This window comes from Pseudomonas mandelii (genome assembly GCF_002251635.1).
Taxonomy (GTDB): domain Bacteria; phylum Pseudomonadota; class Gammaproteobacteria; order Pseudomonadales; family Pseudomonadaceae; genus Aquipseudomonas; species Aquipseudomonas mandelii_B.
On record NZ_NMOJ01000246.1, the window covers coordinates 43,032 to 65,135 of the forward strand.

Annotated in this window: 20 protein-coding genes; 12 read left to right on the plus strand and 8 right to left on the minus strand. The window is 60.3% G+C overall.

Features of this window, described 5'->3' with window-relative positions; genetic code table 11:
• Positions 1-77: 77 nt before the first annotated feature.
• From B7L09_RS30230 to B7L09_RS30240, 3 genes are all read right to left on the minus strand, one after another.
• The gene (locus tag B7L09_RS30230) at positions 78-530 is read right to left on the minus strand and encodes an Ohr family peroxiredoxin (protein ID WP_094471883.1); all 453 of its coding nucleotides are present in this window, start codon (positions 528-530) and stop codon (positions 78-80) included.
• Positions 531-1,077: 547 nt separating this feature from the next.
• Entirely contained in the window at positions 1,078-1,497 is a 420-nt protein-coding gene (locus tag B7L09_RS30235; RefSeq protein WP_094471884.1) for an organic hydroperoxide resistance protein, read from the minus strand.
• A gap of 170 nt (positions 1,498-1,667) precedes the next feature.
• The gene (locus B7L09_RS30240; RefSeq protein WP_094471885.1) at positions 1,668-2,450 is read right to left on the minus strand and encodes an SDR family NAD(P)-dependent oxidoreductase; all 783 of its coding nucleotides are present in this window, start codon (positions 2,448-2,450) and stop codon (positions 1,668-1,670) included.
• A 207-nt stretch (positions 2,451-2,657) separates the two neighbouring features.
• On the opposite strand from B7L09_RS30240, the gene B7L09_RS30245 reads away from it, so the two are divergent.
• Together B7L09_RS30245 and B7L09_RS30250 are read left to right on the plus strand one after the other, a co-directional pair.
• Positions 2,658-3,107, plus strand: coding sequence for a winged helix-turn-helix transcriptional regulator (locus tag B7L09_RS30245; protein ID WP_094471886.1), 450 nt, complete (start codon positions 2,658-2,660; stop codon positions 3,105-3,107).
• Between the two features lie 145 nt (positions 3,108-3,252).
• Positions 3,253-3,705 (plus strand): cupin domain-containing protein, encoded by a 453-nt coding sequence (locus B7L09_RS30250; RefSeq protein WP_094471887.1) that lies wholly within the window; start codon positions 3,253-3,255, stop codon positions 3,703-3,705.
• Positions 3,706-3,753: 48 nt separating this feature from the next.
• Here B7L09_RS30250 and B7L09_RS30255 read toward each other — a convergent pair whose 3' ends face one another.
• Positions 3,754-4,881 carry a DmpA family aminopeptidase gene (locus tag B7L09_RS30255; RefSeq protein WP_094471888.1) on the minus strand — a complete coding sequence of 376 codons (1,128 nt, stop codon included), beginning with the start codon at positions 4,879-4,881 and terminating at the stop codon, positions 3,754-3,756.
• 65 nt (positions 4,882-4,946) lie between these two features.
• Positions 4,947-6,050 carry an extracellular solute-binding protein gene (locus tag B7L09_RS30260; protein WP_094471889.1) on the minus strand — a complete coding sequence of 368 codons (1,104 nt, stop codon included), beginning with the start codon at positions 6,048-6,050 and terminating at the stop codon, positions 4,947-4,949.
• A 111-nt stretch (positions 6,051-6,161) separates the two neighbouring features.
• On the opposite strand from B7L09_RS30260, the gene B7L09_RS30265 reads away from it, so the two are divergent.
• Complete coding sequence (locus B7L09_RS30265; RefSeq protein WP_094471890.1) at positions 6,162-6,935, plus strand: helix-turn-helix transcriptional regulator; 774 nt, start codon at positions 6,162-6,164, stop codon at positions 6,933-6,935.
• A gap of 140 nt (positions 6,936-7,075) precedes the next feature.
• Here B7L09_RS30265 and B7L09_RS30270 read toward each other — a convergent pair whose 3' ends face one another.
• A complete protein-coding gene (locus B7L09_RS30270; RefSeq protein ID WP_094471891.1) occupies positions 7,076-8,017 on the minus strand; it encodes a class I SAM-dependent methyltransferase in 942 nt (313 codons plus the stop codon).
• Between the two features lie 289 nt (positions 8,018-8,306).
• Here B7L09_RS30270 and fae point away from each other — a divergent pair, with 289 nt between their 5' ends.
• From fae to B7L09_RS30290, 4 genes are all read left to right on the plus strand, one after another.
• A complete protein-coding gene (fae, locus tag B7L09_RS30275; protein ID WP_064452211.1) occupies positions 8,307-8,819 on the plus strand; it encodes a formaldehyde-activating enzyme in 513 nt (170 codons plus the stop codon).
• A 10-nt stretch (positions 8,820-8,829) separates the two neighbouring features.
• Positions 8,830-9,864 carry an aldo/keto reductase gene (locus tag B7L09_RS30280; RefSeq protein ID WP_064452212.1) on the plus strand — a complete coding sequence of 345 codons (1,035 nt, stop codon included), beginning with the start codon at positions 8,830-8,832 and terminating at the stop codon, positions 9,862-9,864.
• Positions 9,861-11,294, plus strand: a complete 1,434-nt coding sequence (locus B7L09_RS30285) for an NAD-dependent succinate-semialdehyde dehydrogenase (protein ID WP_064452213.1) — start codon at positions 9,861-9,863, stop codon at positions 11,292-11,294. Before B7L09_RS30280 ends, B7L09_RS30285 begins: the two co-directional genes overlap by 4 nt.
• A 93-nt stretch (positions 11,295-11,387) precedes the next feature.
• Positions 11,388-12,734, plus strand: coding sequence for an MFS transporter (locus B7L09_RS30290; RefSeq protein ID WP_094471892.1), 1,347 nt, complete (start codon positions 11,388-11,390; stop codon positions 12,732-12,734).
• Positions 12,735-12,815: 81 nt separating this feature from the next.
• Here the strand turns inward: B7L09_RS30290 and B7L09_RS30295 are convergent, their stop codons facing one another.
• Entirely contained in the window at positions 12,816-13,691 is an 876-nt protein-coding gene (locus B7L09_RS30295) for a LysR substrate-binding domain-containing protein (protein ID WP_064452214.1), read from the minus strand.
• Between the two features lie 210 nt (positions 13,692-13,901).
• Positions 13,902-15,071: a hypothetical protein gene (locus B7L09_RS30300; RefSeq protein WP_064452215.1), complete on the minus strand. Its 1,170-nt coding sequence runs from the start codon at positions 15,069-15,071 to the stop codon at positions 13,902-13,904.
• Between the two features lie 186 nt (positions 15,072-15,257).
• On the opposite strand from B7L09_RS30300, the gene B7L09_RS30305 reads away from it, so the two are divergent.
• The 5 genes from B7L09_RS30305 to B7L09_RS30325 all read left to right on the plus strand — a co-directional run bounded on the left by B7L09_RS30305 (position 15,258) and on the right by B7L09_RS30325 (position 22,030).
• A complete protein-coding gene (locus B7L09_RS30305) occupies positions 15,258-16,190 on the plus strand; it encodes a LysR substrate-binding domain-containing protein (protein ID WP_094471893.1) in 933 nt (310 codons plus the stop codon).
• A gap of 139 nt (positions 16,191-16,329) precedes the next feature.
• A complete protein-coding gene (aldA, locus tag B7L09_RS30310) occupies positions 16,330-17,754 on the plus strand; it encodes an aldehyde dehydrogenase (protein ID WP_064452224.1) in 1,425 nt (474 codons plus the stop codon).
• A 76-nt stretch (positions 17,755-17,830) separates the two neighbouring features.
• Complete coding sequence (locus B7L09_RS30315) at positions 17,831-19,141, plus strand: MFS transporter (RefSeq protein WP_064452225.1); 1,311 nt, start codon at positions 17,831-17,833, stop codon at positions 19,139-19,141.
• A gap of 1 nt (position 19,142) precedes the next feature.
• Positions 19,143-20,360, plus strand: a complete 1,218-nt coding sequence (locus B7L09_RS30320) for a mandelate racemase/muconate lactonizing enzyme family protein (protein WP_064452226.1) — start codon at positions 19,143-19,145, stop codon at positions 20,358-20,360.
• 59 nt (positions 20,361-20,419) lie between these two features.
• The gene (locus tag B7L09_RS30325; RefSeq protein WP_064452227.1) at positions 20,420-22,030 is read left to right on the plus strand and encodes a GMC family oxidoreductase; all 1,611 of its coding nucleotides are present in this window, start codon (positions 20,420-20,422) and stop codon (positions 22,028-22,030) included.
• The last annotated feature ends 74 nt before the right edge of the window (positions 22,031-22,104 follow it).

The window sequence follows — 22,104 nt, forward strand, 5'->3', positions numbered from 1 at the left end:
GTTCGTATGCGCTTACATCGCATGCGATATATAAGATATTTCTAGAAAGCCAATTGATGTCAAAGCTTCGCGGTGTATCAGGCCGTGATGACGTTCAGGGCCACGTCAATGTTGCCGCGGGTTGCTTTGGAGTACGGGCAGATCTGGTCGGCGGCGTGGGCGATTTCTGTTGCGACACCCTGCTCCAGACCTGGAGCGCGCAGCGTCAGGCGTGCCTGGAGGAAGTAAGCGTCGCCGGTCTGGCCCAGGTCGACTTCGATATCGACGGACAAATCCGAGGGAAGCTCAACGTTGCGCTGTTTGGCAGCAAGACCGACGGCGGCGATGTAGCAGGCCGACCAGGCACCGGCAAACAGTTGCTCGGCTTTCGGGTGTGGCTGAGTGCCTTTGAATTCATGAACGGGCTTGTCGCTGCCGGGCGACGAAAGCACGATGTCGAGGCTGCCATTATGGCCGCGCGAAGTGGTACCCGTGCTGCTCATGGTGGTGTGGGTTTTGCCGGAGGCCAGGACTTTTTCGATCTTGCTCATGGGATGAATCCTCAAAGGTGCAGTAAGGTTTGGTTGTATGGCGTATACGTTTGTATCGTATGCGATGGAAATAATACTCGCGCAGTTGCCAATTGAAGTCAATAGGGGAAAGGCCTGCTTGGCGACAAACGGTCGGATGGGAAGGAAGTGGCATTGGCTCCCGGTTATTCGTACAACGAAAAAGCCCGCACAGGGCGGGCTTCGAAATCGAGTAGGTGGCCAGCGCTGGTCTCTGGCTTACAAGGTTTATCAGGCTTCTGACAGAACAGTTTTGTGCTGTCCTGCTTCACACGGCATAAGGGCTGGACCTCACCTCGGAGATCTTTCTAACCGTGTACCCTTAGGAGCGCGCCCCACGCTTCCTCGCTATCCTCTTGCGCATCAGTCTGCGTCTTCACCTACAGGTTTTAGAATAGCAAAGGCTGCGAATCGCAAACCGGACTTTTTAGACCGATTTCATCCTTGGGCAACGGCGGCAGGATGGATAAATGCTCAGGGAACAACCCGGTACCGCCTGCCGGGAAGGCAGGCCGCCATGGGGCCCGGCTTAAACCAGATTGAGGGTGACGTCGATGTTGCCACGGGTTGCTTTGGAGTAAGGGCAGGTCTGGTGGGCAGCATCCACTAACGCCCGTGCGACGACAGGATCAAGGCCAGGAAGGCTGACATTGAGGCGAGCCTGGAGGAAGAAGGCGTTGTCGGTCTTGCCCAGATCCACTTCGGCATCAACGGCGACGCCGCTCGGCAAGGTCACCTTCAGCGCGGCAGCCGCTTTACCGATCGCGCCGATGAAACAGGCCGACCAGCCAGCAGCCAGCAGCTGTTCCGGGTTGGTGCCAGCCCCTGAAGAGCCTGGCGGGGAAAGCTTGATGTCCAGACGCCCATCATCGCTTCGCGATTCGCCGTCGCGGCCGCCAGTGGTGTGGGTCTTGCCGGTATACAGCACGGTGTCGATTTCATTGATCATGACGGGTTCCTGCTAAAGGGTTGGGGGCCTCACCGTTTATGTCGCCGCGTTACGGACGAACGGGAGAAGCCCCACTTTTCCACCTTTATGTAGTGCCTATATGTCCTGATCCGCTGGTTGTGTATCGCTGTGTAAGATCGTCAGCGAACATACACACCGATACAAACCCGTTACGCCTGCCAGTTTTTTCGGTGAGCCGGTGCGCCCAATGGCGAACTGGTTGCGCCACCGTCGACGACAATCTCTGCGCCCACGACATTCGAAGAGTCGCTGGAGGCGAGGAACAAGGCGACGGTGGCCACTTCTTCAGCTTCGCCAATGCGACCGAGCGGGATGGTGGTGTTCAGTTTTTCCTCCAGCGCATCCATGCCCACTTTTGCCGTGTGGGGGTCCCAGACCGGTGTGCGTGCAGCCCCGGGGGTAATCTGGTTGACGCGAATGCCACGCGGCGCAAATTCTGCGGCCATCACCCGTGTCATCGAGCGAACGGCGCCCTTGCTTGCTGCGTAGGCGCTGTAACCCGGCCATCCCATGACGGCATGCACCGACCCGTTCAATATGATCGAAGCGCCCGGGTTGAGATGCGGTTCGGCTGCCTGCACGGTGAAAAACGTGCCGGTGAGGTTGGTCTGGATGATGGTCTGGAACGTTTCCAGCGAGGTGCCGCCGACCGGGGTCTGTCCGGCAATGCCAGCATTGGCGAACACGATATCCAGCTTGCCGAATGCCGCGACGGCTTCTGATACGGCGCGCTCGATCTCTTTCACGTCGGTCAGGTCCGCCTGGATCGCCAGCAGGTTGGGACCCAGCGCTTCCCGGGCTTCATCCAGGGTTTTTTGACTGCGCCCGGTGATCGCCACTTTTGCGCCTTCAGCGATGAACAATTTGGCGGTGGCCAGGCCCAGGCCGCTGTTGCCGCCGGTGATGAATGCAGTTTTTCCAGCCAGTTTCATTGGGAATCTCCTACGGTTTTATCATGCAACCATTGAGGGCGAAATCACTGTGCGTCTGGCACAGGGAATCACTCGAAATCGGGTTGTAGGTTTCATTATGAAACCAACGGAAGTGATTTTTACCAGTATGGGTTGTATTATGCAACCACCTGCCATCTGACCGAATTTGCGTCAGCGTTGGCACCCTTTTGGTGGAGGTTCGTTTACGTGAAACGCAAAAGCTTGCAGGGCAGTCCGTGTCCGGTCGCTCGATCCCTGGACCTCATTGGCGATTGGTGGTCCTTGCTGATCATTCGTGACGCGCTCTCAGGCACAAGGCGCTTCAGCGATTTTCAGAAAAGCCTCAATGTCGCGAAAAACATTCTGAGCACCCGCCTCAAAGGCCTGGTGGCAGAAGGTGTGATGCGGATGGAGCCGGCGGCTGATGGAAGTATCTACAAGGAGTACGTGCTCACTGAAAAGGGCAGGGCCTTGCAAACCGTCCTGATTGCCTTGTCGCAGTGGGGCAACGAGTTTTTGTACGAACCCGGCGAAGCGGGATCCGTCATGGTCGACGCACAGGATCGTCAGCCCATCCAGAAATTGCAGTTGGTTTCAACGGACGGGCGACGTCTCAAGCCAGAAGATATCGTGACCAAATTCGGCGTTGCGCATTGACGCGCATCTGCGGTTGTATCCGAACGTATCCCCGGCGCCGGTAGTTACCTGGGCATACAAAACCATGCTGTTCTCGACACTTGCGCGATACACCGCGACCTCGTAATGAAGCCACCGCAACCGCGGCATTCATTGGAGAATTGCGATGTCCCGTATCACATCCCGTCACACCGCAGGCCTGCTCGGCATCGCCCTGGCTGCCGCCGTATCACTTAACGCTTTCGCGGCTGAAGAAGCCAAAGCGCCGGCGCAAGCCACTCCGGCAAAAAGCTGGCAGACAGGCCTTCACCGCACGGACCTGGTGCGCCAGGACCTCGACATTTCCAAGGGTGAGGTGATTCAGGTGCGTGTCGATTTCGACCCGGGCGTCACTTCCCCCAAGCATTCTCATCCTGGGGTGGAAGTCGCTTACGTCATCTCGGGCACGTTTGAGTATCAACTCGAAGGGCGGGCGCCCGTCACGCTCAAGGCCGGTGACTCCTTGTACATCCCCGCAGGCACTGCGCATGTCGCGAAGAACATCGGTGACGGCAAAGCCTCGGAGCTGGCGACGTACCTCGTGAAAAAAGACACGCCGCTGTTGATCCTGGAAAAATAAGCGATAGCCGCCCGATGCACTGCATCGGGCGTCTTCGTTAAAGGGTATTCAGATCCCGACCGTCTCCCCTGGCCAACCCGCCTGACGCAAGGCCTTGAGCAGTGTTTTCGCGTCCAGACCCGGCACGGTGTGGCCGTTACCTTCAGTCGTTTCAGCGGCCAGCACGGCGTTGATGATCGCTTCCTCCACCGCTTCAGTCGCGGCCAAAAACAACTCGCTGATGTGGTCGTTGTTGACCATGCTCAGGTTGTCGCAAGTAGGCGCACCTTTCCCTTCGTAAGCGGCCGGTGGCACGTGTTGGTTGCCGGTGGCGAAGGCAATGAAAATGTCGCCGCTGTGGTCTTCGTTGCCGCCGCCGGTACGGGCAAGCCCGAGGCTGGCACGCTGTGCGAGGCGTGTGCATTGATGCGGCAGCAGCGGCGCATCGGTGGCCAGGCAAACGACGATCGAGCCCATGCCCGGATAAGGCAGCGATGCCCTGAGGAACGGTGAGTCAGCCTGTTCCATATAGCGACCGACCGGGTAACCGTCGACGCGCAGTTCATTGCGAATGCCATGGTTGGCCTGGACGATCGCACCGACGGTCCAGCCTCCCTGCGCCTTGCTCAATTGGCGCGAAGACGTGCCGATGCCACCCTTGAATTCGTGACAGATCATCCCGCTGCCACCGCCCACTGCGCCTTCCGTCACCGGTCCGCCGACGGCATTGCGCTGGGCCTCGGCCACATGTTCGGGCTTCACATGAAAACCGTTGATGTCGCTGAGCAGACCGTCAAAGGTTTCCAGCACCACCGGCATGTTCCAGTAAAGTCGTCCGTCATCGGGCTGAGCCTCGCGATCCAAAGCAATCAGCGCATCACGCACCACGCCCAGGCTGTGGGTGTTGGTGAAGGCGATCGGGCTGGTCAGCAGGCCGGCTTCACGAATCCACTCAAGCCCCGTGGCGTCACCGTTGCCGTTGAGCACATGGACGCCGGCAAAACACGGTTGCTGATTGGTGGACCCGGCACGCGGTTCGATCAGGGTCACGCCGGTATAGATGTCACGGCCATTGGCGGTCCGTCCGCGCACATCGCTGTGGCCGACGCGCACGCCGGGCACATCGGTGATGGCGTTGAGGGGGCCGGGTTGCAGCTGGCCGAACTGGATGTTCAAGTCGCGGGCACGTGGTTTCATCGTTTCTCTCATCTTGAATTTATTCAAAAAATGCGTGGCTGATGCGATCCCTGTAGCAGCTGGGATTACTGCCCGTTCTTCACCTTGCTCCAGATCCGTGTGCGCACCCGCTCGGTAGCCGGCGGCAACGGTTGAAGGGTGAACAACGTGGCCAGTGCTTCGGCCGACGGATAAACAGCGGGGTTGTTGCGGGTCGCTTCGGCCACCAGCGGTGTCGCGCTGCGGTTGCCGTTGGGGTAGGACAGGTGATCGCTGACCGGGGCGATGACTTCGGGGCGCATCAGGTAGTCGATGAAGGCCAGGCCTTGCTCTGGATGCGGTGCGTCCTTGAGCAGCACCAGCGTGTCGAACCAGACCGGCGCACCTTCCTTCGGCAGGCTATAAGCGATCTTCACGCCATTCTTGGCCTGCTCGGCGTTGGTCTTGGCTTCGAGCATCGCGCCGGACCAGCCCACCGCCACGCAAATGTTGCCGTTGGCCAGGTCGCTGATGAACTTGGAGGAGTTGAAGTAGGCGATGTGCGGCCGCAGCTTGAGCAACAGCGCTTCGGCCTTTTTATAGTCCTCGGGATTGGTGCTGTTCGGTGGCAAGCCCAGGTAGTGAAGGGCGACCGGCAGCATCTCCGACGGCGAGTCGAGCATCGCCACGCCGCACTGGCCGAGCTTGGCCAGGTTCTCTTCGTTGAACACCAGGTCCCAGGAATCCACCGGCGCCTTGTCACCCAGCGCGGCCCGAACCTTGTCGATGTTGTAGCCGATGCCGTTGGTGCCCCACAGGTACGGCACGGCGTACTGGTTGCCCGGATCGTTGTTGGCCAGTTTCGCCAGCAGCTCGGTGTCCATGTTCTTGAAATCCGGCATCTGTGCGCGAGGCAATGGCGCCAGGGCGCCGGCCTTGATCAGGGTCGGCAGGCTGAAGTTACTCGCCACCACCACGTCGTACCCGCTGCGGCTGGTCAGCAGTTTGCCTTCCAGCACTTCGGCGCTGTCGAAGGTGTCGTAAACCGGCTCGATTCCGGTGTCGCGCTTGAAGTCGTGCAAGGTGGTGGGGCCGATGTAGTCATACCAGTTGTAGACATGCACCGTGGGCCCCTCGGCAGCGAGCGCCGACAGCGAAACGCACAAACAGGCGCTCAGTCCAAGATTGATCTGTTGACGGCGACGACTCATGATGCGGCACTCCTGGCCTGCTGCAGGCCGGTGATGAACAGGTGCTTGCAGCGTATCGGCAGGCGGGGTACACACCCATTCCCATCATGGGTTACTCGAAAGGGGTAGTGCGTGGACGCGTTGTTGAAAGAGTTGCCGGTGCACCAGGGGCTGGCGCGGGTATTTGGCGCGTTGGGTCACGACGGTTTCTGGCGCGCGCTGGTCGACACGCTGCGGCTGCTGGTGCCGCTGGACAACGCACTGGTGGCGGTGATGCGGGAGGGGCGAGTGCCTCGCTTGTTGATCGACTTCGACTCAAAAGGTGGTGCCACCGAACACGAAGAACTGGCGGACTACAGCGCCGGCATGTACCTGCTCGATCCGTTTTACCAAGCGGCTTGCGCGGGCATTGCCGATGGCCTGCACAGCCTTGACTCGGTGGCCCCCGACCAGTTTCAGCAGAGCGAGTATTACCTGAGCTACTTCCGCTCGGTGGTCGGCGGTGACGAGTTGCAGTTCATGATCAACATCGACGGCGCCGTGCTCGGCTTATCGCTGGGTCGCTCGACGCGGTTCACGCTTGATGAGCAGGGGCGGTTGCTGTGCGTGCGCGATTGGGTGCTGTCGGCCATGCGCCGGCATCAGCAATTGATGCCGCCAGAAGGCACGACTGCCGAAGCCGTGGCCGGTGATCTGGCAACCTTGCTGGATCGCTTCGATGCGCGATTGTCCGTGCGGGAAGTCGAAACGGCTCGACTGATTCTCCAAGGCTTCTCCAGCAAAGCCATTGCCCAGCAAATGGGCATCTCGCCGGAGACAGTGAAAGTGCATCGACGCAACCTCTATCACAAGCTCAATGTGAACGGTCACGGCGAGCTGTTTGCGTTGGTGTTGCAGCCGCGTTGATCCATTACGAATCACCCCATCCCCCTGTGGGAGCGAGCTTGCTCGCGATTGCGGTTTATCATTCAACACAGATACCGGCTGACCCACCGCCATCGCGAACAAGTCGCACCGTCGCACCGTCGCTCCCACAGGGACCGGACTCAATCGCCGAGTGTGAACACCAACGCCTTCAACCCGCATTCAACATCAGCATCCGGAAACTCCGGCGGATTCTCCAGCCGCCGCTCAAACCGCAAACCCGGCGCTTCACGCATCACGCCATCAATCAGGAAGTCCGCCCCGAACGCCGGATCGTTCATGCACGCCAGCACCGTCCCTTGGGGGCTGAGCAACTCCGGCAGCCGACGCAATACGCGCTGGTAATCCTTGGTCAGCAGGAAACTGCCTTTCTGAAAGGACGGCGGATCGATGATCACCAGATCATAGGGGCCACTGTTGGTGACTTTGGCCCAGGACTTGAACAAGTCGTGGCCCAGAAAGGTGACCTTGCTCAGGTCGTGACCATTNAGCCGATGGTTGTCGCGACCACGGTTCAGCGCCGGGCTGGACATGTCCAGGTTGACCACGTGTTCGGCGCCTCCCTCAATGGAGGCGACCGAAAAGCCGCAGGTGTAGGCGAACAGATTCAACACGCGCTTGCCATCGGCATTGGCCCTTACCCAGTCGCGACCGTAGCGCATGTCGAGGAACAACCCGGTGTTCTGCTTGCGGCCCAGGTCGATCAGGTAACGCAGGCCACCTTCGGTGATGGTCAGCTCATCCATCGCTTCCCCAAGCAGCCATTCGGTGGTGCTTTGCAGCAGGTAGCGGTGTTGCAGCAACAGGGTCTGCGCCCCTGACTGTTGCCACTGCGCCGATTCAGTGACCGCCATCAGCAACCGCTTCAACTCTTCCAGATGCGCTGCTTCAGGTTCCTTGAACAGCGACACCAGCACCACCCCCTGCAGCCAGTCGACGGTCAATTGCTCCAGCCCAGGCCAGCACCGGCCCCGGCCATGGAACAGCCGGCGGGTTTCTGCGGGTGCATCGGCCAGGGCCGTCAGCAAATGGTCGTGAAGGGTGGAGAGAGCGTCAGCGTTCATCGGGCAGGGGCCAGCAAAATTGTGGGGGCGGCATTTTAAACACAATTGTGGGCGGGCGAACGGCTGCGATGGTCGGGATGTACGCAGAATATTCAAGACGCGTGTATCAAAAATGAATTTCCGCCGAGTCCGCTGCTCATACCTGATAGACAGCGGATTTGANGTTTGCCCCCATGACTCATCCTCATTGTCACGTCCTGCGCTCTTCAATTCCCGCCTGTTGTCACGCGGCCGCGACGGTCGGCGTGCATCTGTGCTCAACCTCTATCTCTGAAGAGCGTTTGCGAAAATGAAATCACTTGATCTGTACATCGGCGAAGGCTTCGAAGGCCCAGGCGTCAATGCTGCCCACATCAACATCCTGATCGGCCCACGCAATGGCCCTGCCGGCCAAGCGTTCGCCACCAGCCTCGCATCCCCAAGCCAGGGCCATTGCCCGTTCATGGTGATTGCCCAGCCGAATATCCCGGTCAAACCCATGACCCTTTACGTCAACAAAGCCGCCATCGGCAGTGACCTGCACGGCAATGCCACCTGGGGCGCGTCCCAGGCCGGGATCGCCAAGGCGGTGCTCGAAGCCTTGCTCGACAGCACGTTGCCGCCGGAAGCCGAAGACGAGTGGGCCATCGTTACCGCCAACTGGGTTAACCCGGCCTGCGATGACCTGGACGCCGTCTACCTGAATAACTACAACGCCTGCCGCACCGCGATCCGCGCCGCCTTGACCGGCACACCGCACACTGCGCAGTTGGCCGACGTGGTCAACCACATCAGCAATCCTTTCTACACGCCCAAGGCCTGAGGAGACTGCCATGCACTACATCCGTTTGGGCAACTCCGGCCTGCAAGTCTCGCGCCTGTGCCTGGGCACCATGAACATGGGCACCCCGGATTGGAAACCGTGGATCTTCGATGAGAAGCAAAGCGAGCCGATCGTCGCTCACGCTCTGGACAACGGCGTCAACTTCATCGACCTGGCTGACTTCTATTCGGCGGGTGTCGGCGAAGAAGTGGTGGGGCGCATCCTCAAGCGCGTGGCACGGCGTGAAGACATCGTGGTCACCACCAAAGTCGGTTATGGCACCCGCAATGGCATCAACGCCAGCGGCCACTCGCGCAAGCACATCATGGACAGCATCGACGCGTCCCTCCGCCGGCTGGGCATGGATTACGTCGACGTGTTCATGCTGCATTACTTCGATGTCAATACACCGGTCGAAGAAACCATGGCCGCGATGAACGACATTGTGCGTTCCGGCAAGGCCCGTTATATCGGCGTATCGACCATGCTCACCGGCCAACTGGCCAAGATCCTCATGGCCTGCGAGCGCAATGGTTGGGTCAAGCCGATCAATATGCAGCTGCAACTGAACTGCGCCTACCGTGAAGAAGAGCGCGAGATGATCCCGTTCTGCCGCGACCAGGGCCTGGGTGTCTCGGTGTTCAGCCCGCTGGCCCGTGGCTTGCTCACCGGCGAAGTGCAGTCGACCCGCAACCAGACCGACTTCTTCACCCAGCAGATGTACAGCGACCAGGCGTCGTTCGACATCGCCCATTCGGTGCAACGCGTGGCACGTGCCCGTGGCGTGTCGAATGCGCAGATCGCCCAGGCCTGGGTCGCCAACCATCCCGGCGTCGATGTGATGCTGGTGGGCGCCGACACCACCGCGCAATTTGACAGCGCACTCGCGGCCCTCGACACCCAGCTGGATGCCGAAGAACTGCACGAGCTGGAACGCAACTACACCCCGTGCGATGTGATCAACGACTACACCGCCGGCAAGCGCATCCTGCGCGAGGCCCGCCCGGGCCTGGACCGTTTCAACCTGATCGAGGCCGTGGCATGAACCCGCTGATCCGTACTGGCAACTACATAGATGGCCAATGGTCCAGCGGTGGGCCGACGTACCCGGTGCTCAACCCGGCCAATGGCGCCTTGATCGCAGACGTCCAGCGCGCGGGCGCGCAAGCCACCGACCTGGCCATCCAGGCCGCCAACCGCGCTTTGCCGGCCTGGCGCAAGCTCACCGCCAAGGAGCGCAGCCAGCGCCTCAAGCGCTGGAGCGAACTGATGCTGGGCCACCAGAAGGACCTGGCCCAACTGCTGAGCCTGGAACAGGGCAAACCCCTGGCCGAAGCGATGGGCGAAGTGGTCTACGCCGCGAGTTTTCTGGAGTGGTTCGGCGAAGAAGCCAAGCGCGCCTATGGCGACGTGATCCCGACCCACAAGGCTGATGCACGCATCATCGTGACCAAGGAAGCAATTGGCGTGGTGGCTGCCATCACCCCGTGGAACTTCCCGCTGGCGATGGTCACCCGCAAAGTCGGCCCGGCGCTCGCGGCCGGTTGCACCATGATCCTCAAGCCTTCGGAAGAAACCCCGCTGTCGGCATTTGCCCTGGCGGTGCTGGCGGAGCAGGCGGGTATTCCGGCGGGTGTGTTCAACATCGTCTCCGGTGATGCCGTCGCCATTGGCGGCGCACTGCAAGCTTCCAGCGTGGTGCGCAAACTGTCATTCACCGGCTCCACCCGCACCGGCAAACTGCTGATGCGCCAGGCCGCCGACACGCTGAAAAAAGTTTCGCTGGAACTGGGCGGCAACGCGCCCTTCATTGTGTTCGACGATGCCGACCTGGAGGCCGCCGTCAAAGGTGCCATGGCCTCCAAGTTCCGCAACACCGGGCAGACCTGTGTGTGCGTCAACCGCTTCTTTATCCAGGACGGGGTGTATGAGGCCTTCACCCACAAATTGGCGGAGGCGGTCAGCGCGATGCGTGTGGGCAGCGCGTTGGACGGCGAAACCGAACAGGGCCCGCTGATCAACGCGGCGGCGCTGGCCAAGGTTGAAGCCCATGTCGGCGATGCGTTGGAGAAGGGCGCCAAGCTGCTGTGTGGCGGTCGTCGCCACGCGTTGGGGGGCACCTTCTTCGAACCGACCATCCTGACTGAAGCCCATGGCGATATGTTGATCGCCCGGGAAGAAACCTTTGGGCCGGTGGCGGCGTGCTTCCGTTTCAAGGATGAGGCCGAGGTGCTGCAACGTGCCAATGACACGCCGTTCGGGTTGTCTGCGTATTTCTACAGTCGTGATATCGGCCGGGTGTGGCGCATGGCTGAAGGTCTGGAGGCCGGCATGGTGGGTATCAACGAAGGGATTATCTCTACTGAAGTCGCGCCGTTTGGCGGTATCAAGGAGTCTGGGTTGGGCCGTGAGGGTTCCAGGTACGGGCTGGATGATTATCTGGAGATCAAATACTTGTTGATGGGGGGCTTGTGAGACAACGTCGCTCTAAGGTGGGCGCTGGCTTGGCTGCGGTAGCGGGGTGTTGGGGGTGCATTTCTCCGTCAATAACAACAATGGGAGACGCACATGTCCGTTCAACCAACAAAAATCGACGACCTGCCCATCGGGCGCTTTCACCTGAAAATCGCCGGCCTGACCTTCGGCGCGCACTTTACCGATGGCTACATCCTTGGCCTGATCGGTATTGCATTCACATTGCTCAGTCCACAGATGCAGCTTGATGCGTTCTGGCAAGGGTTGATCGGTGCTTCGGCCTTGATCGGGCTGTTTCTCGGTAGTCTGTTTTTCGGCTGGATTTCCGACAAAGTGGGGCGGCAGAAAATCTTCCTGGTCAGCTTCGTGCTGATCACCCTCGCTTCTTTGATGCAGTTCTATGCGGAAACGGCGATGGGGTTATTTCTCTGCCGAGTGTTGATCGGCATCGGGTTGGGCGGTGATTTCAGCGTCGGTCACGCCATGTTGGCCGAGTTTGCACCGAAGAAACATCGCGGTGTGCTGCTGGGATCATTCAGCGTGATCTGGACCTTCGGATACGTCGCTGCGACATTCGTCGGCACCGCCATGCTCAGCCTGGGCGACGATGCCTGGCGCTGGATGCTGGCTTCGTCGGCCATTCCGGCAGCGTTGATCCTAATTGCCCGCATTGGCACGCCAGAGTCGCCGCGCTGGTTGGTGAATCAGGGCCGAATCGCCGAGGCACGAGCGATCGTCAAGAAGCACTTGGGCGACAACATTGAACTCGACGAAACCCGATCCACCGAAACCCGTTCCGGCTACGCCGTGCTGTTCAGCCGTGAATACCGCAAACGCACCGCGTTCAATTGCCTGTTCTTCGTCTGCATCGTGATGCCGTACTTCGCCATTTACACCTTTCTGCCGTCGATTCTGCAGAAAATGGGCCTGGCCGAAGGTTTTGGCACCGAACTGATGCTGAACATGCTGCTGATCCTCGGTGCGCTGATCGGGATCTGGTGCACGATCAAATTCTCCCGCCGGGGGTTCCTGATCAACTCGTTCATTATTCTGGCCGTTGCGTTGTTCGGGTTGGCGGTGTTGCCGAGTAGCGCTGCGTTCTTGATGGTGTTGGTGTTTGGCTTGTTTACCCTGGTGTTGTCCGCGGTCAGCAACCTGGTGGGCGTGTTCCCGGCCGAGAGCTTTCCCACCGAAGTGCGGGCCAGCGGGATTGGCCTGGCGACCGCGGTCAGCCGTTTGGGCTCGGCAGTGAGTACGTTCCTGTTGCCGGTGAGCGTAGCGGGGATTGGCCTGAGCCCGACGATGGGCATTCTGGCGGCGATTCTGGCGCTGGGTGCGTTGCTGTCCTGGGCTTGGGCGCCGGAGACTAAATCGTTGACGCTGAGCCAGGCGTGCAAGGCGCAGAGTCCGGTAGAGGGTGGGTCGGTATATCAGGCATAAGCAGTGGATGCCATTGCAGGCAGGCCAGCTTCCATGGAGCCCATCGCCGCCATTACCCAAACAATGGCTATGTAGTCGCTATCAAGGGTTACGCACTCGGTTCAACCACTCGGTAAACAACCGAACCTTGGATAACCCTTGCTTGTCCGCCGCCACATCCAGCCAATAACCATACGGGCCGATCACTTCCACCGCGGTGATCGGCAATAAACTGCCAGTAGCCAGTTCGCGCTCGATCATTTGCCGGTCTATCACGGCCAGGCCGCCGCCAGCCAGGGCGGTGTGTATGACTTGGTCCAGGGTGCTGAATTCCAGGCCCTGGCCCGCGTCGATGTCGTCCCGGCCCATGGCGGCCAGCCAGTTTTCCCAGACCTTCAAGCGCTTGCCGTCGTGCAGGATGTGCAGCAATGGGAAACGCTGCAGGTTGGGCGGTTGGCCGTCGCTGAACAGCTCCGGGCTGGCCACGGCGATGTGGCGTTCCATCACCAGCAATTCACTGCGGCAATGCGGGTCTGGTTCAAGGCCGAAGCGAATTCGGCAGTCGATCTCTGCCAGGCTGTCATGGCTGTTCTGATGCGTGACGCTGAGGTTGATAGCCGGATAGCGCTCGCAAAAGCGTCGTAAGTGCGCCGACAGCCAGCGCGTGGCCCAGGTCGGCGGCGCGACGATGCGCAGGCGCTGGCGCAGGTTGGGTACGCGCACGGCTTGCAGGGCGCGTTCGATATGGTCGAAGGCGTCGCTCAGGTGCGGGGAGAGGGCGAAGCCGGCTTCGGTCAGGGACAGGCCCTGGGGCGTGCGGATGAAGAGGGCGACGCCGAGGTAGTCTTCCAATTGTTTGATCTGGCGGCTGACGGCGCCTTGGGTCACGTTAAGGCCCACGGCAGCCTGGCTGAAGCTGCGGTGGCGGGCGACTTCTTCGAAGATGCGCAGCATGTTGAGAGCGGGCAGTTGGCGCATGAAAGGACTTCCACACTGGTTGTTTTTAGAGTGCCTGTAGCGGCCTCTTCGCGAGCAAGCCCGCTCCCGCCTATCTGACTATCAGGAGGGGGCTGATGCAAGTGTTGCCTGTAGCGGCCTCTTCGCGAGCAAGCCCGCTCCCGCAGGAGGAATGCATTCCAACTGTGGGAGCGGGCTTGCTCGCGAAGGCTTCAGTGGTATCGCCTCCGATTAGAAGTAGTACCCAATGTTCATATACAGCTGATTCTCCCACTGGTTACTCCCACCCGCACCCAAGCTCTCGGTATAGCTGCTGCCGCCGATATACGGATCGTTCTTGCCAATCAACCACTCCGTCGCGACCCACAACTTGCTCACCGAAAACGACGTGCCGAGGATCACCCGCTGCGAGGTCTTGAACTGACTCTCGGATTTATCAAACGCACTGTAGTTGGCATACAGCTTTACACCGCTGATCTGGTCAAACAGGTATTTGCCGCCCACGTCGTAGCTCAAGTCCGCCACGTATAAATTACCCCGGCTGGCTACGTTGAACGTCCCGTCGTAGCCACCCAAGGTGACGACGCTATTGGTGCCCGGGTTGCGCGGTGACATTTGCTGGCGCGCCGCCTGCAATTGCACGCCCCACGGGCCGTTCTTGCCCAGGTAGTGGATTGCCACGGCGTTGCGGCGGCCGTCGTCGTTGGTGTCTTTGTTTTCCAGCGTGGAGGTCAGGCCGGAAAGCCCGACTTCGGATTTCCAGTTGCCCAGCTCCAGGGCCTTGGCCACCCGCACCACCACGGTGTTGCGCTCCTGGTTGTTGCTGCCGTCGCCCACGTAGCTGTCGGCTTCGGAGATCACGCTGGAGTAGGTCACGCCCTTGCTGGTGCCTTTGCCTTGCCACGCCGGGCGCAGGTAGTAGCCGGCCTGGATATTCCAGTCGCCGCTTTGCTGGATGTATTTGGCGCCGACCTGTTGCACGTCTTCCAGGCCGATGACGTTGCCCAGGGTTTCGTAGAAGGTGCTGCCAAAGTACGGCTGCAAACCAAACGGTACTGTGTTCAAGCCCACTTGCACCTGCTGGTTCGGGTTGAACTTGTAGCCGACCCACGCGAACTTGGCGAACTGAATATCGCCGTAGTTCTTGGTGTACTGGTACGGGTAGGAACGCCCGTAGAACCGGTACTGCGCCTCGCCGATCCAGGTGTCGGAGTTGTACTTGGCGCTGAGGAAGGCCGTGTCGAGGCCGAACTTCTGGATGTCGCGATCCGGGTCATAGTCCCAGCGTGCACGCACGGCGCCGCCGAGGTCGAGGTTGTCGGTGACCTGGTAGGCCATGGCCGGTGCCGCAAGGGCGCCGAGCACAGGGACCAGGGCGATGTAACGTAGGGTTGGTCGCATGGTTTCGCTCTCATTATTGGTTATTTTTTGGCAACAGCAGCCCGTTGCCGCAGCGAACGCTGCGACGCAGGGACGATATTTTCTTCGGCCGCAGAGGGTGCTACCCCAGGTTCAATACAAAAAGGTATGTTGTGTGCAGCATTGCTCTGCTCAATCTTCCTTGTCCGCTGCTGTCGAGTGCCCTCCATGAAACGCAAAATGCCTGGTCTCAATGCCCTCAAAGCCTTCGAAGTTGCCGGCAGCACCGGCAGTTTTACCCGGGCTGCCGAGTTGTTGAACGTGACCCAAAGTGCGGTCAGTCGCCAGGTCCGCCAGCTTGAGGAACAACTGGGAGAGCACCTGCTGGAACGGCGTCACCACCATTTGGAGCTGACCAGTGCCGGGCGTGTGTTGTTGCGGGCGTTGCATCAGTCTTTTGACAAGATCGAGCTGACGGTGCGCAGCATTCAGCAGAAAACCCATTCCAACCGACTGCACCTCCACGCGCCGCCGACCTTTACCAGCCGCTGGTTGATGCCGCGCCTGGGAAGGCTGCGCGAGCAACACCCGGAGTTGGAGTTGAGCATCACCACCTGCATGCAGGACACCCTGGCGCAGACCAGCACCCTCGACTGTGCGATTCGTTTTGGCAATGGTGAGTGGGATGGGCTGGACAGCTCGCTGTTGTTCCAGGAGCGGCATATCGCCGTGTGCACACCGTCGTTGTTCGCCCGCGAAGGTGGCGGGGACGGTATCGACTTGAATCGGATGACGTTGCTGCATGTGTTGGCGAGTGAAGATCAGCGTTATCTCACGTGGAAGCATTGGCTGGATGCGGCGCGGATTACCGGAGTGGATACCCAGGGCGGTTACGAATTCGACCTGCTGGACCTGGCGATCCGCGCGGCGATCGACGGCCTGGGAATCACCATCGCCGACTGGCACATGGTTGCTTCGGAATTGGCCAGCGGGCAGTTGACCCAGGTACTCAACGTGCATGTCGACGGCCATCAATCCTACTGGCTCGTCACTCGGCCGGAGCAAACACTGATGCCGCAATTACAGGTGTTCAGTCAGTGGCTCCAGGAAGAGATCTGGTTGGCGCACAGGCAGCTCGAGCCGTCGACCGCCGCCAGCTGATTCCCGCAGGGAAACTCACTCGTCTATGGAGTAACCTTCATTTTCCTCACGTTACCCCACCCAATAAGTCGTTTGCACACCCCCCAAGTAAATACAAAACTGCATGTCACTCGCAAAACAACAACGTTGGGCAAACCACATGCAATTCGAGCGCAATTTCTATAACGGTCAGTTCGTCGAGCCCGCCAGCGACGCCCTGATCGCCGTTTACAACCCTGCCAATGAATCCCTGGTCGGCCACGTCAGCGCTGCCACCGCCGATGAGGCCATTGCCGCCGTCGACGCCGCCGCCATCGCCCAAAAAACCTGGGGCAAGCTCACCAGCATCGAACGCGCCGAACACTTGCGTGCCTTTGCCGACGCCCTGGACGGCCACGCCGAAGCCATCGGCACGGCCCTGGCCCGCGAGTCCGGCAAGAGCGTCAGCGATGCCAGCAACGAAGCACGCTACGCCGCGCAAATTACCCGCTACCACGCCGAATGGGCGCGCCGTATCGAAGGCGAAATCATCCCCAGCGACACGCCGGATGAAAACCTGTTCCTGCAACGCGAGCCGATTGGCGTCGTGGCCTGCCTGATCCCGTTCAACTACCCGGTCTACACCTTGCTGCGCAAGGTCGCCCCGGCGCTGATCGCCGGTAATACCGTGGTGGTACGGCCCAGCAATAACACCCCGTTGTCCGCGTTTGAGATCGCCAAGGCCGTGGTCACCGCCGGGATTCCGGCCGGTGTCATCAACATCCTGACCATGGACCATGCCACCGCTGCCAGTGTCTGCACGCATAAAGCGGTCGGCCTGATTACCCTTACCGGCAGCGTGAATGCCGGGCGTATCGTGCTTGATTACTGCAAGGCCAATATCGCCAAGCCGTCCCTGGAACTGGGCGGCAAGACTCCGGCGATCATCGAGGCCGATGCCGACCTGGAAAAGGCTGCCAGCGCCATCATCGGCTCCAAGACGACCCACTGCGGCCAACTGTGCACGGCGGTAGAGCGGGTGTATGTGCACGAAAGCGTCTACGACCGCTTCCTCGCCTTGCTGAAAACCAAGATCAGCGCCGTCAAGTTCGGCGACCGGGCCAACGATGAAAGCTTGATGGGCCCGCTGGTCAACGCCAGTTCACAAAGGAATATCCATGCCATGGTCGAGCGCGCCGTGGCTGCGGGTGCTGTACTGGAAACAGGCGGCGTGCTGCCCGAGGGCCCCGGCCATTTCTACCCGCCGACCTTGCTCAGCGGCTGCCGCCAGGACATGGAAATCATCCAGGAAGAAATTTTCGGCCCCGTGCTGCCGGTGCTCAAGTACCGCGACATTGACGAAGCACTGGCCATGGCCAACGACCACCAGTTCGGCCTGTCGTCGGTGCTCTACACCGAGAACTACCGCACGGCGATGAAAGTGGCGAACGCCATTGAAGCCGGCGAGTTGTACGTCAATCGCACCCCGGCGGACCCGTATCAGGGCTTTCACGCCGGTTGGAAACGCTCAGGGCTGGGCGGCGATGACGGCAAGCACGGAATGCTGGAATTCACCCAGACCCGTCTGGTGGTCATGAAGTACTGATTCACGCATACCGGCTGCACCTTCAATAAAAACAATTATGAGGGCACCTGCACAGTGGGTGCCCGAGGTCATCAAGATGTCCAAGCCTGCACCCGTTGCCCAGGGTCTCGATGCCGTGTCCGCGGCAAAAAGCGACACCGCCAGTCGCTATTTCCAATTGCTCTTGCTGGTATTGGCCGCCGGGGCGATTTACCCGATCCTCTACCTGCGCCAGGTCTACCAGACCACCATGCTCGACGTGTTCCAGATCAACCACAGTGAACTGGGCTACTTGTACTCCATGCTCGGCACCGTCTTTTTGCTCAGCTACCTGCCCAGCGGTTGGCTGGCCGACCGTTTGCCGCCGCGCTTTCTGATCTTTTTCTCGCTGGTCGCCACCGGCGCCCTGGGCCTGTGGTATTCGACGGTGCCGTCGATGACCGGCCTGATGATTATCTTCGGTTGCTGGGGGCTCACCACCGGCCTGACCTTCTGGGCCTCGGTGCTCAAGCGCGTAAAGATGATCGCCCACCCCACTGAGCAGGGGCGTTTCTTCGGGATACTCGATGGCGGTCGCGGCCTGGTTGAAGCGTTATTGGCAACCGTGGCCCTCGGTCTGTTCGCCTATGCCACTGAAACCCGCAGCCAGTCGGCGGCCGAAGGTTTCAAACAGGTGGTCTACCTGTATTCGTTCATCTGCATCGCCATCGGCTGCGGGCTGGTGTTGCTCAAGGACCCCAAGTCCATGGCCGAAACGTCGGCGGTGGAGAAGGGTAAGTTCAACCTGATTGCCGACCTCACGACTCTGGTGAAGATCCCCGAACTGTGGCTGGTGACCGCCATCGTGTTCTGCGGTTATCACATGTTCTGGGCCACCTACAGCTTCTCCGATTACCTGCAAGGCAGCGGCATGACCGCCGTCATGGCCGGCACCATCACCACCATCAAATTGTGGATGCGCCCCATCGGCGGCATTGGCGGCGGTTGGTTGGGGGACAAGTTCTCGAATATCTCGGTGCTGATCGTCGCGCTGGTGCTGGTGACCCTGGCCATGGTCGGGCTGATTGTGTTCCCGGCGCTCAATAGCCTCGGGCTGCTGATCGGCACGGTGATCTTCATCGGCCTGATGACGTATGCGATTCGCGGCCTGTACTGGGCGATCCTCGACAGTTGCGACATCCCGCTGCGCATCACTGGCCTGGCCATCGGCATTGTCTCGGTGGTGGGTTACCTGCCCGACACCTTTATCCCGCTGATCAATGGCTACCTGACCGACACCTACCCAGGCAAGGCCGGTTACAACCTGTACTTCGGCTACATCGCTTTTGTCGGCGTGCTCGGGACCCTGGCGGCCCTGACCCTGCGCGCTCGAATCAACCGTAAAAAATTCAACCAGACAGGTGCCTGAGATGAAAATCGTCGCCCTTGAAACCCATATCGTCGCCGTTCCACCGCCGCACATTGGTGGTATGTACTGGCTGTTCGTCAAACTCAAGACCGACTGCGGCATCGAAGGTGTCGGTGAGATCTACGCCGCCACCTTTGGCCCCAAGGCCATGCTGCCGATCATCGAGGATGTGTTTGAGCGCTACCTGCTCAACCACGACCCGCACCATATCGAGCGCTTTTTCCGCCAGGCCTATTCCAGCGGTTTCACCCAACGCCCGGACTTGACCATGATGGGTGTGGTCAGCGGCCTGGAAATGGCCTGCTGGGACATCATCGGCAAGGCGGCCAACAAGCCGGTCTACGAATTGCTCGGCGGCAAGGTCAACGAGCGCCTGCGTTCCTACACCTACCTGTACCCGGTTAACAGCCTGGGCGAGTATGACTACGACGACCCGGACCTGGCGGCCGAGTGCGCCATCGAGAATATGAACAAGGGCTTCACCGCGGTGAAATTCGACCCGGCGGGGCCGTACACCGCGTACTCCGGCCACCAGATTTCCCTGGAGGTGCTGGAACGCTGCGAGACCTTCTGCCGCAAGATCCGCGAGGCGGTAGGCGACAAGTGCGACCTGCTGTTCGGCACCCACGGGCAGATGGTGCCATCGTCGGCGATCCGCCTGGCCAAGCGCCTGGAGAAATACGACCCGCTCTGGTTCGAAGAGCCGGTACCGCCTGGCCAGGAAGAGGCCATGGCCCAAGTGGCGGCCAAGACCAGTATCCCGATCGCCACGGGCGAACGGCTGACCACCAAGTATGAATTCTTCAAGCTGCTACAAGCTGGCGGCGCGTCGATCCTGCAGATGAACGTGGCGCGCTGCGGCGGGCTGCTGGAGGCGAAGAAAATCGCGAGCATGGCCGAGGCCTACTACGCGCAGATCGCGCCCCATCTGTACAACGGGCCGATTGGCGCGGCGGCGAGTTTCCAGCTGGCCACCTGCACGCCGAACTTCCTGATCCAGGAAAGCATCATGACCTGGGGCGGTTTCCATGCCGAAATCCTGACCAAGCCACTGCAATGGGAGGACGGCTACATCATTCCGTCCACTGAGCCGGGCCTGGGGGTGGAGCTGAACATGGACGTGGTGCGCAAGCACACGCCCTATACCGGCGAGCGCCTGCACCTGCAAATGGCTGCGACACCGGCTGACGTCAAAGACACCTCGCCGGCCAAAGGCTGAGCCAGGCACTTCACTACGAATAACGCGGCACTTCACTACGAATAACGCGGTAATTGTGCATGACATATGACTACATCATCGCCGGCGCCGGCGCCGCAGGGTGCGTACTGGCTAACCGGTTGTCCGCCTCGGGCGAATACTCCGTGTTGCTGCTGGAAGCCGGCGGCAAAGACAGTTCCTGGTGGTTCAAGATCCCGGTCGGTTTCGCCAAGATGTATTACAACCCGACCTTCAACTGGATGTACTACAGCCAGCCGCAAAAGCAGCTGGCAGGCCGTGAAATCTACGCGCCACGGGGCAAAGTGCAGGGTGGCTCGGGCTCGATCAATGCGATGATCTATGTGCGCGGCCAGGCCCATGACTTCAATGACTGGGCCGCCAACGGCAACGATGGCTGGGGCTTTGCAGACGTGCTGCCGTACTTTCGCAAGCTGGAAAACCACCCGTTGGGCGACACCGAGTACCACGGCGGTAGTGGCCCCATCAGCATCACGCCGATGAAGGGCCAGACCCACCCGATCTGTGACGTGTTCCTCAAGGGCTGCGAGCAACTCGGCTACGCCCATAGCGACGACTTCAACGGCCCGAATTTCGAAGGCGCCGGGCTGTATGACGTCAACACCCGCAAGGGCGAGCGCTGCTCCAGCAGCTTTGCCCATTTGCACCCGGCCCTCAGTCGCTCGAACCTGACCGTGGAATTGCATGCGCTGGTTGATCGCGTGCTGTTCGACGACCAGCAACGCGCCACCGGCATTGCCGTCACCCAGCACGGCGTGGTCCGTACCTTCACCGCGCGCAAGGAAGTGATCCTGTGCGCCGGTGCGGTGGACACGCCCAAGATCCTGCAACTGTCGGGTGTGGCTGACCAACAACTGCTGGCCGAGCATGCAATCCCGCTGGTCAAGCACCTGCCGGCCGTGGGCGATAACCTGCAAGACCACCTGTGCGCCAGCTACTACTACAAGGCCAATATCCCGACGCTGAACGATGAGCTCAGCTCGCTGTTCGGCCAGTTGAAACTCGGCCTCAAGTACCTGTTTACGCGCAAAGGTGCGTTGGCCATGAGCGTCAACCAGGCGGGTGGTTTCTTTCGCGGCAACGACGCGCAGAAGGACCCGAACCTGCAGCTGTATTTCAACCCGCTGTCGTACCAGATTCCAAAAAACAACAAGGCCAGCCTCAAGCCCGAGCCTTACTCCGGCTTCCTGCTGTGCTTCAACCCGTGCCGCCCGACCAGCCGTGGCACCATCCGCATCGCCTCGAAAAACCCGCGGGACGCGGCGCTGATCGACCCCAACTACCTGAGCACCCAAAAGGACATCGACGAGGTGATCCAGGGCAGCCGATTGATGCGCAAGATCATGCAGGCACCAGCGCTCAAGGGCATCACCGTGGCCGAAGTATTACCGGGCGCGGCGGTGCAGACCGATGAGCAGATGCTGCAATACTTCCGTGAAAACAGCGGCTCGATCTACCACCTGTGCGGCTCCTGCGCCATGGGCTCGGACCCGCAGGTCTCGGTGGTGGACAAACGCTTGAAGGTGCATGGGCTGGACGGATTGCGGATTGTCGATGCGTCGATCTTTCCGAATGTGACGTCGGGCAATACCCATGCGGCGGTGTTGATGGTGGCAGAGAAGGGCGCCGACCTGATTTTGCAGGACGCTTGATCGTGCCAGCGCGTGTATCAAAAATGAATTTCCGCCGAGTCCGCTGCTCATACCTGATAGACAGCGGATTTGAG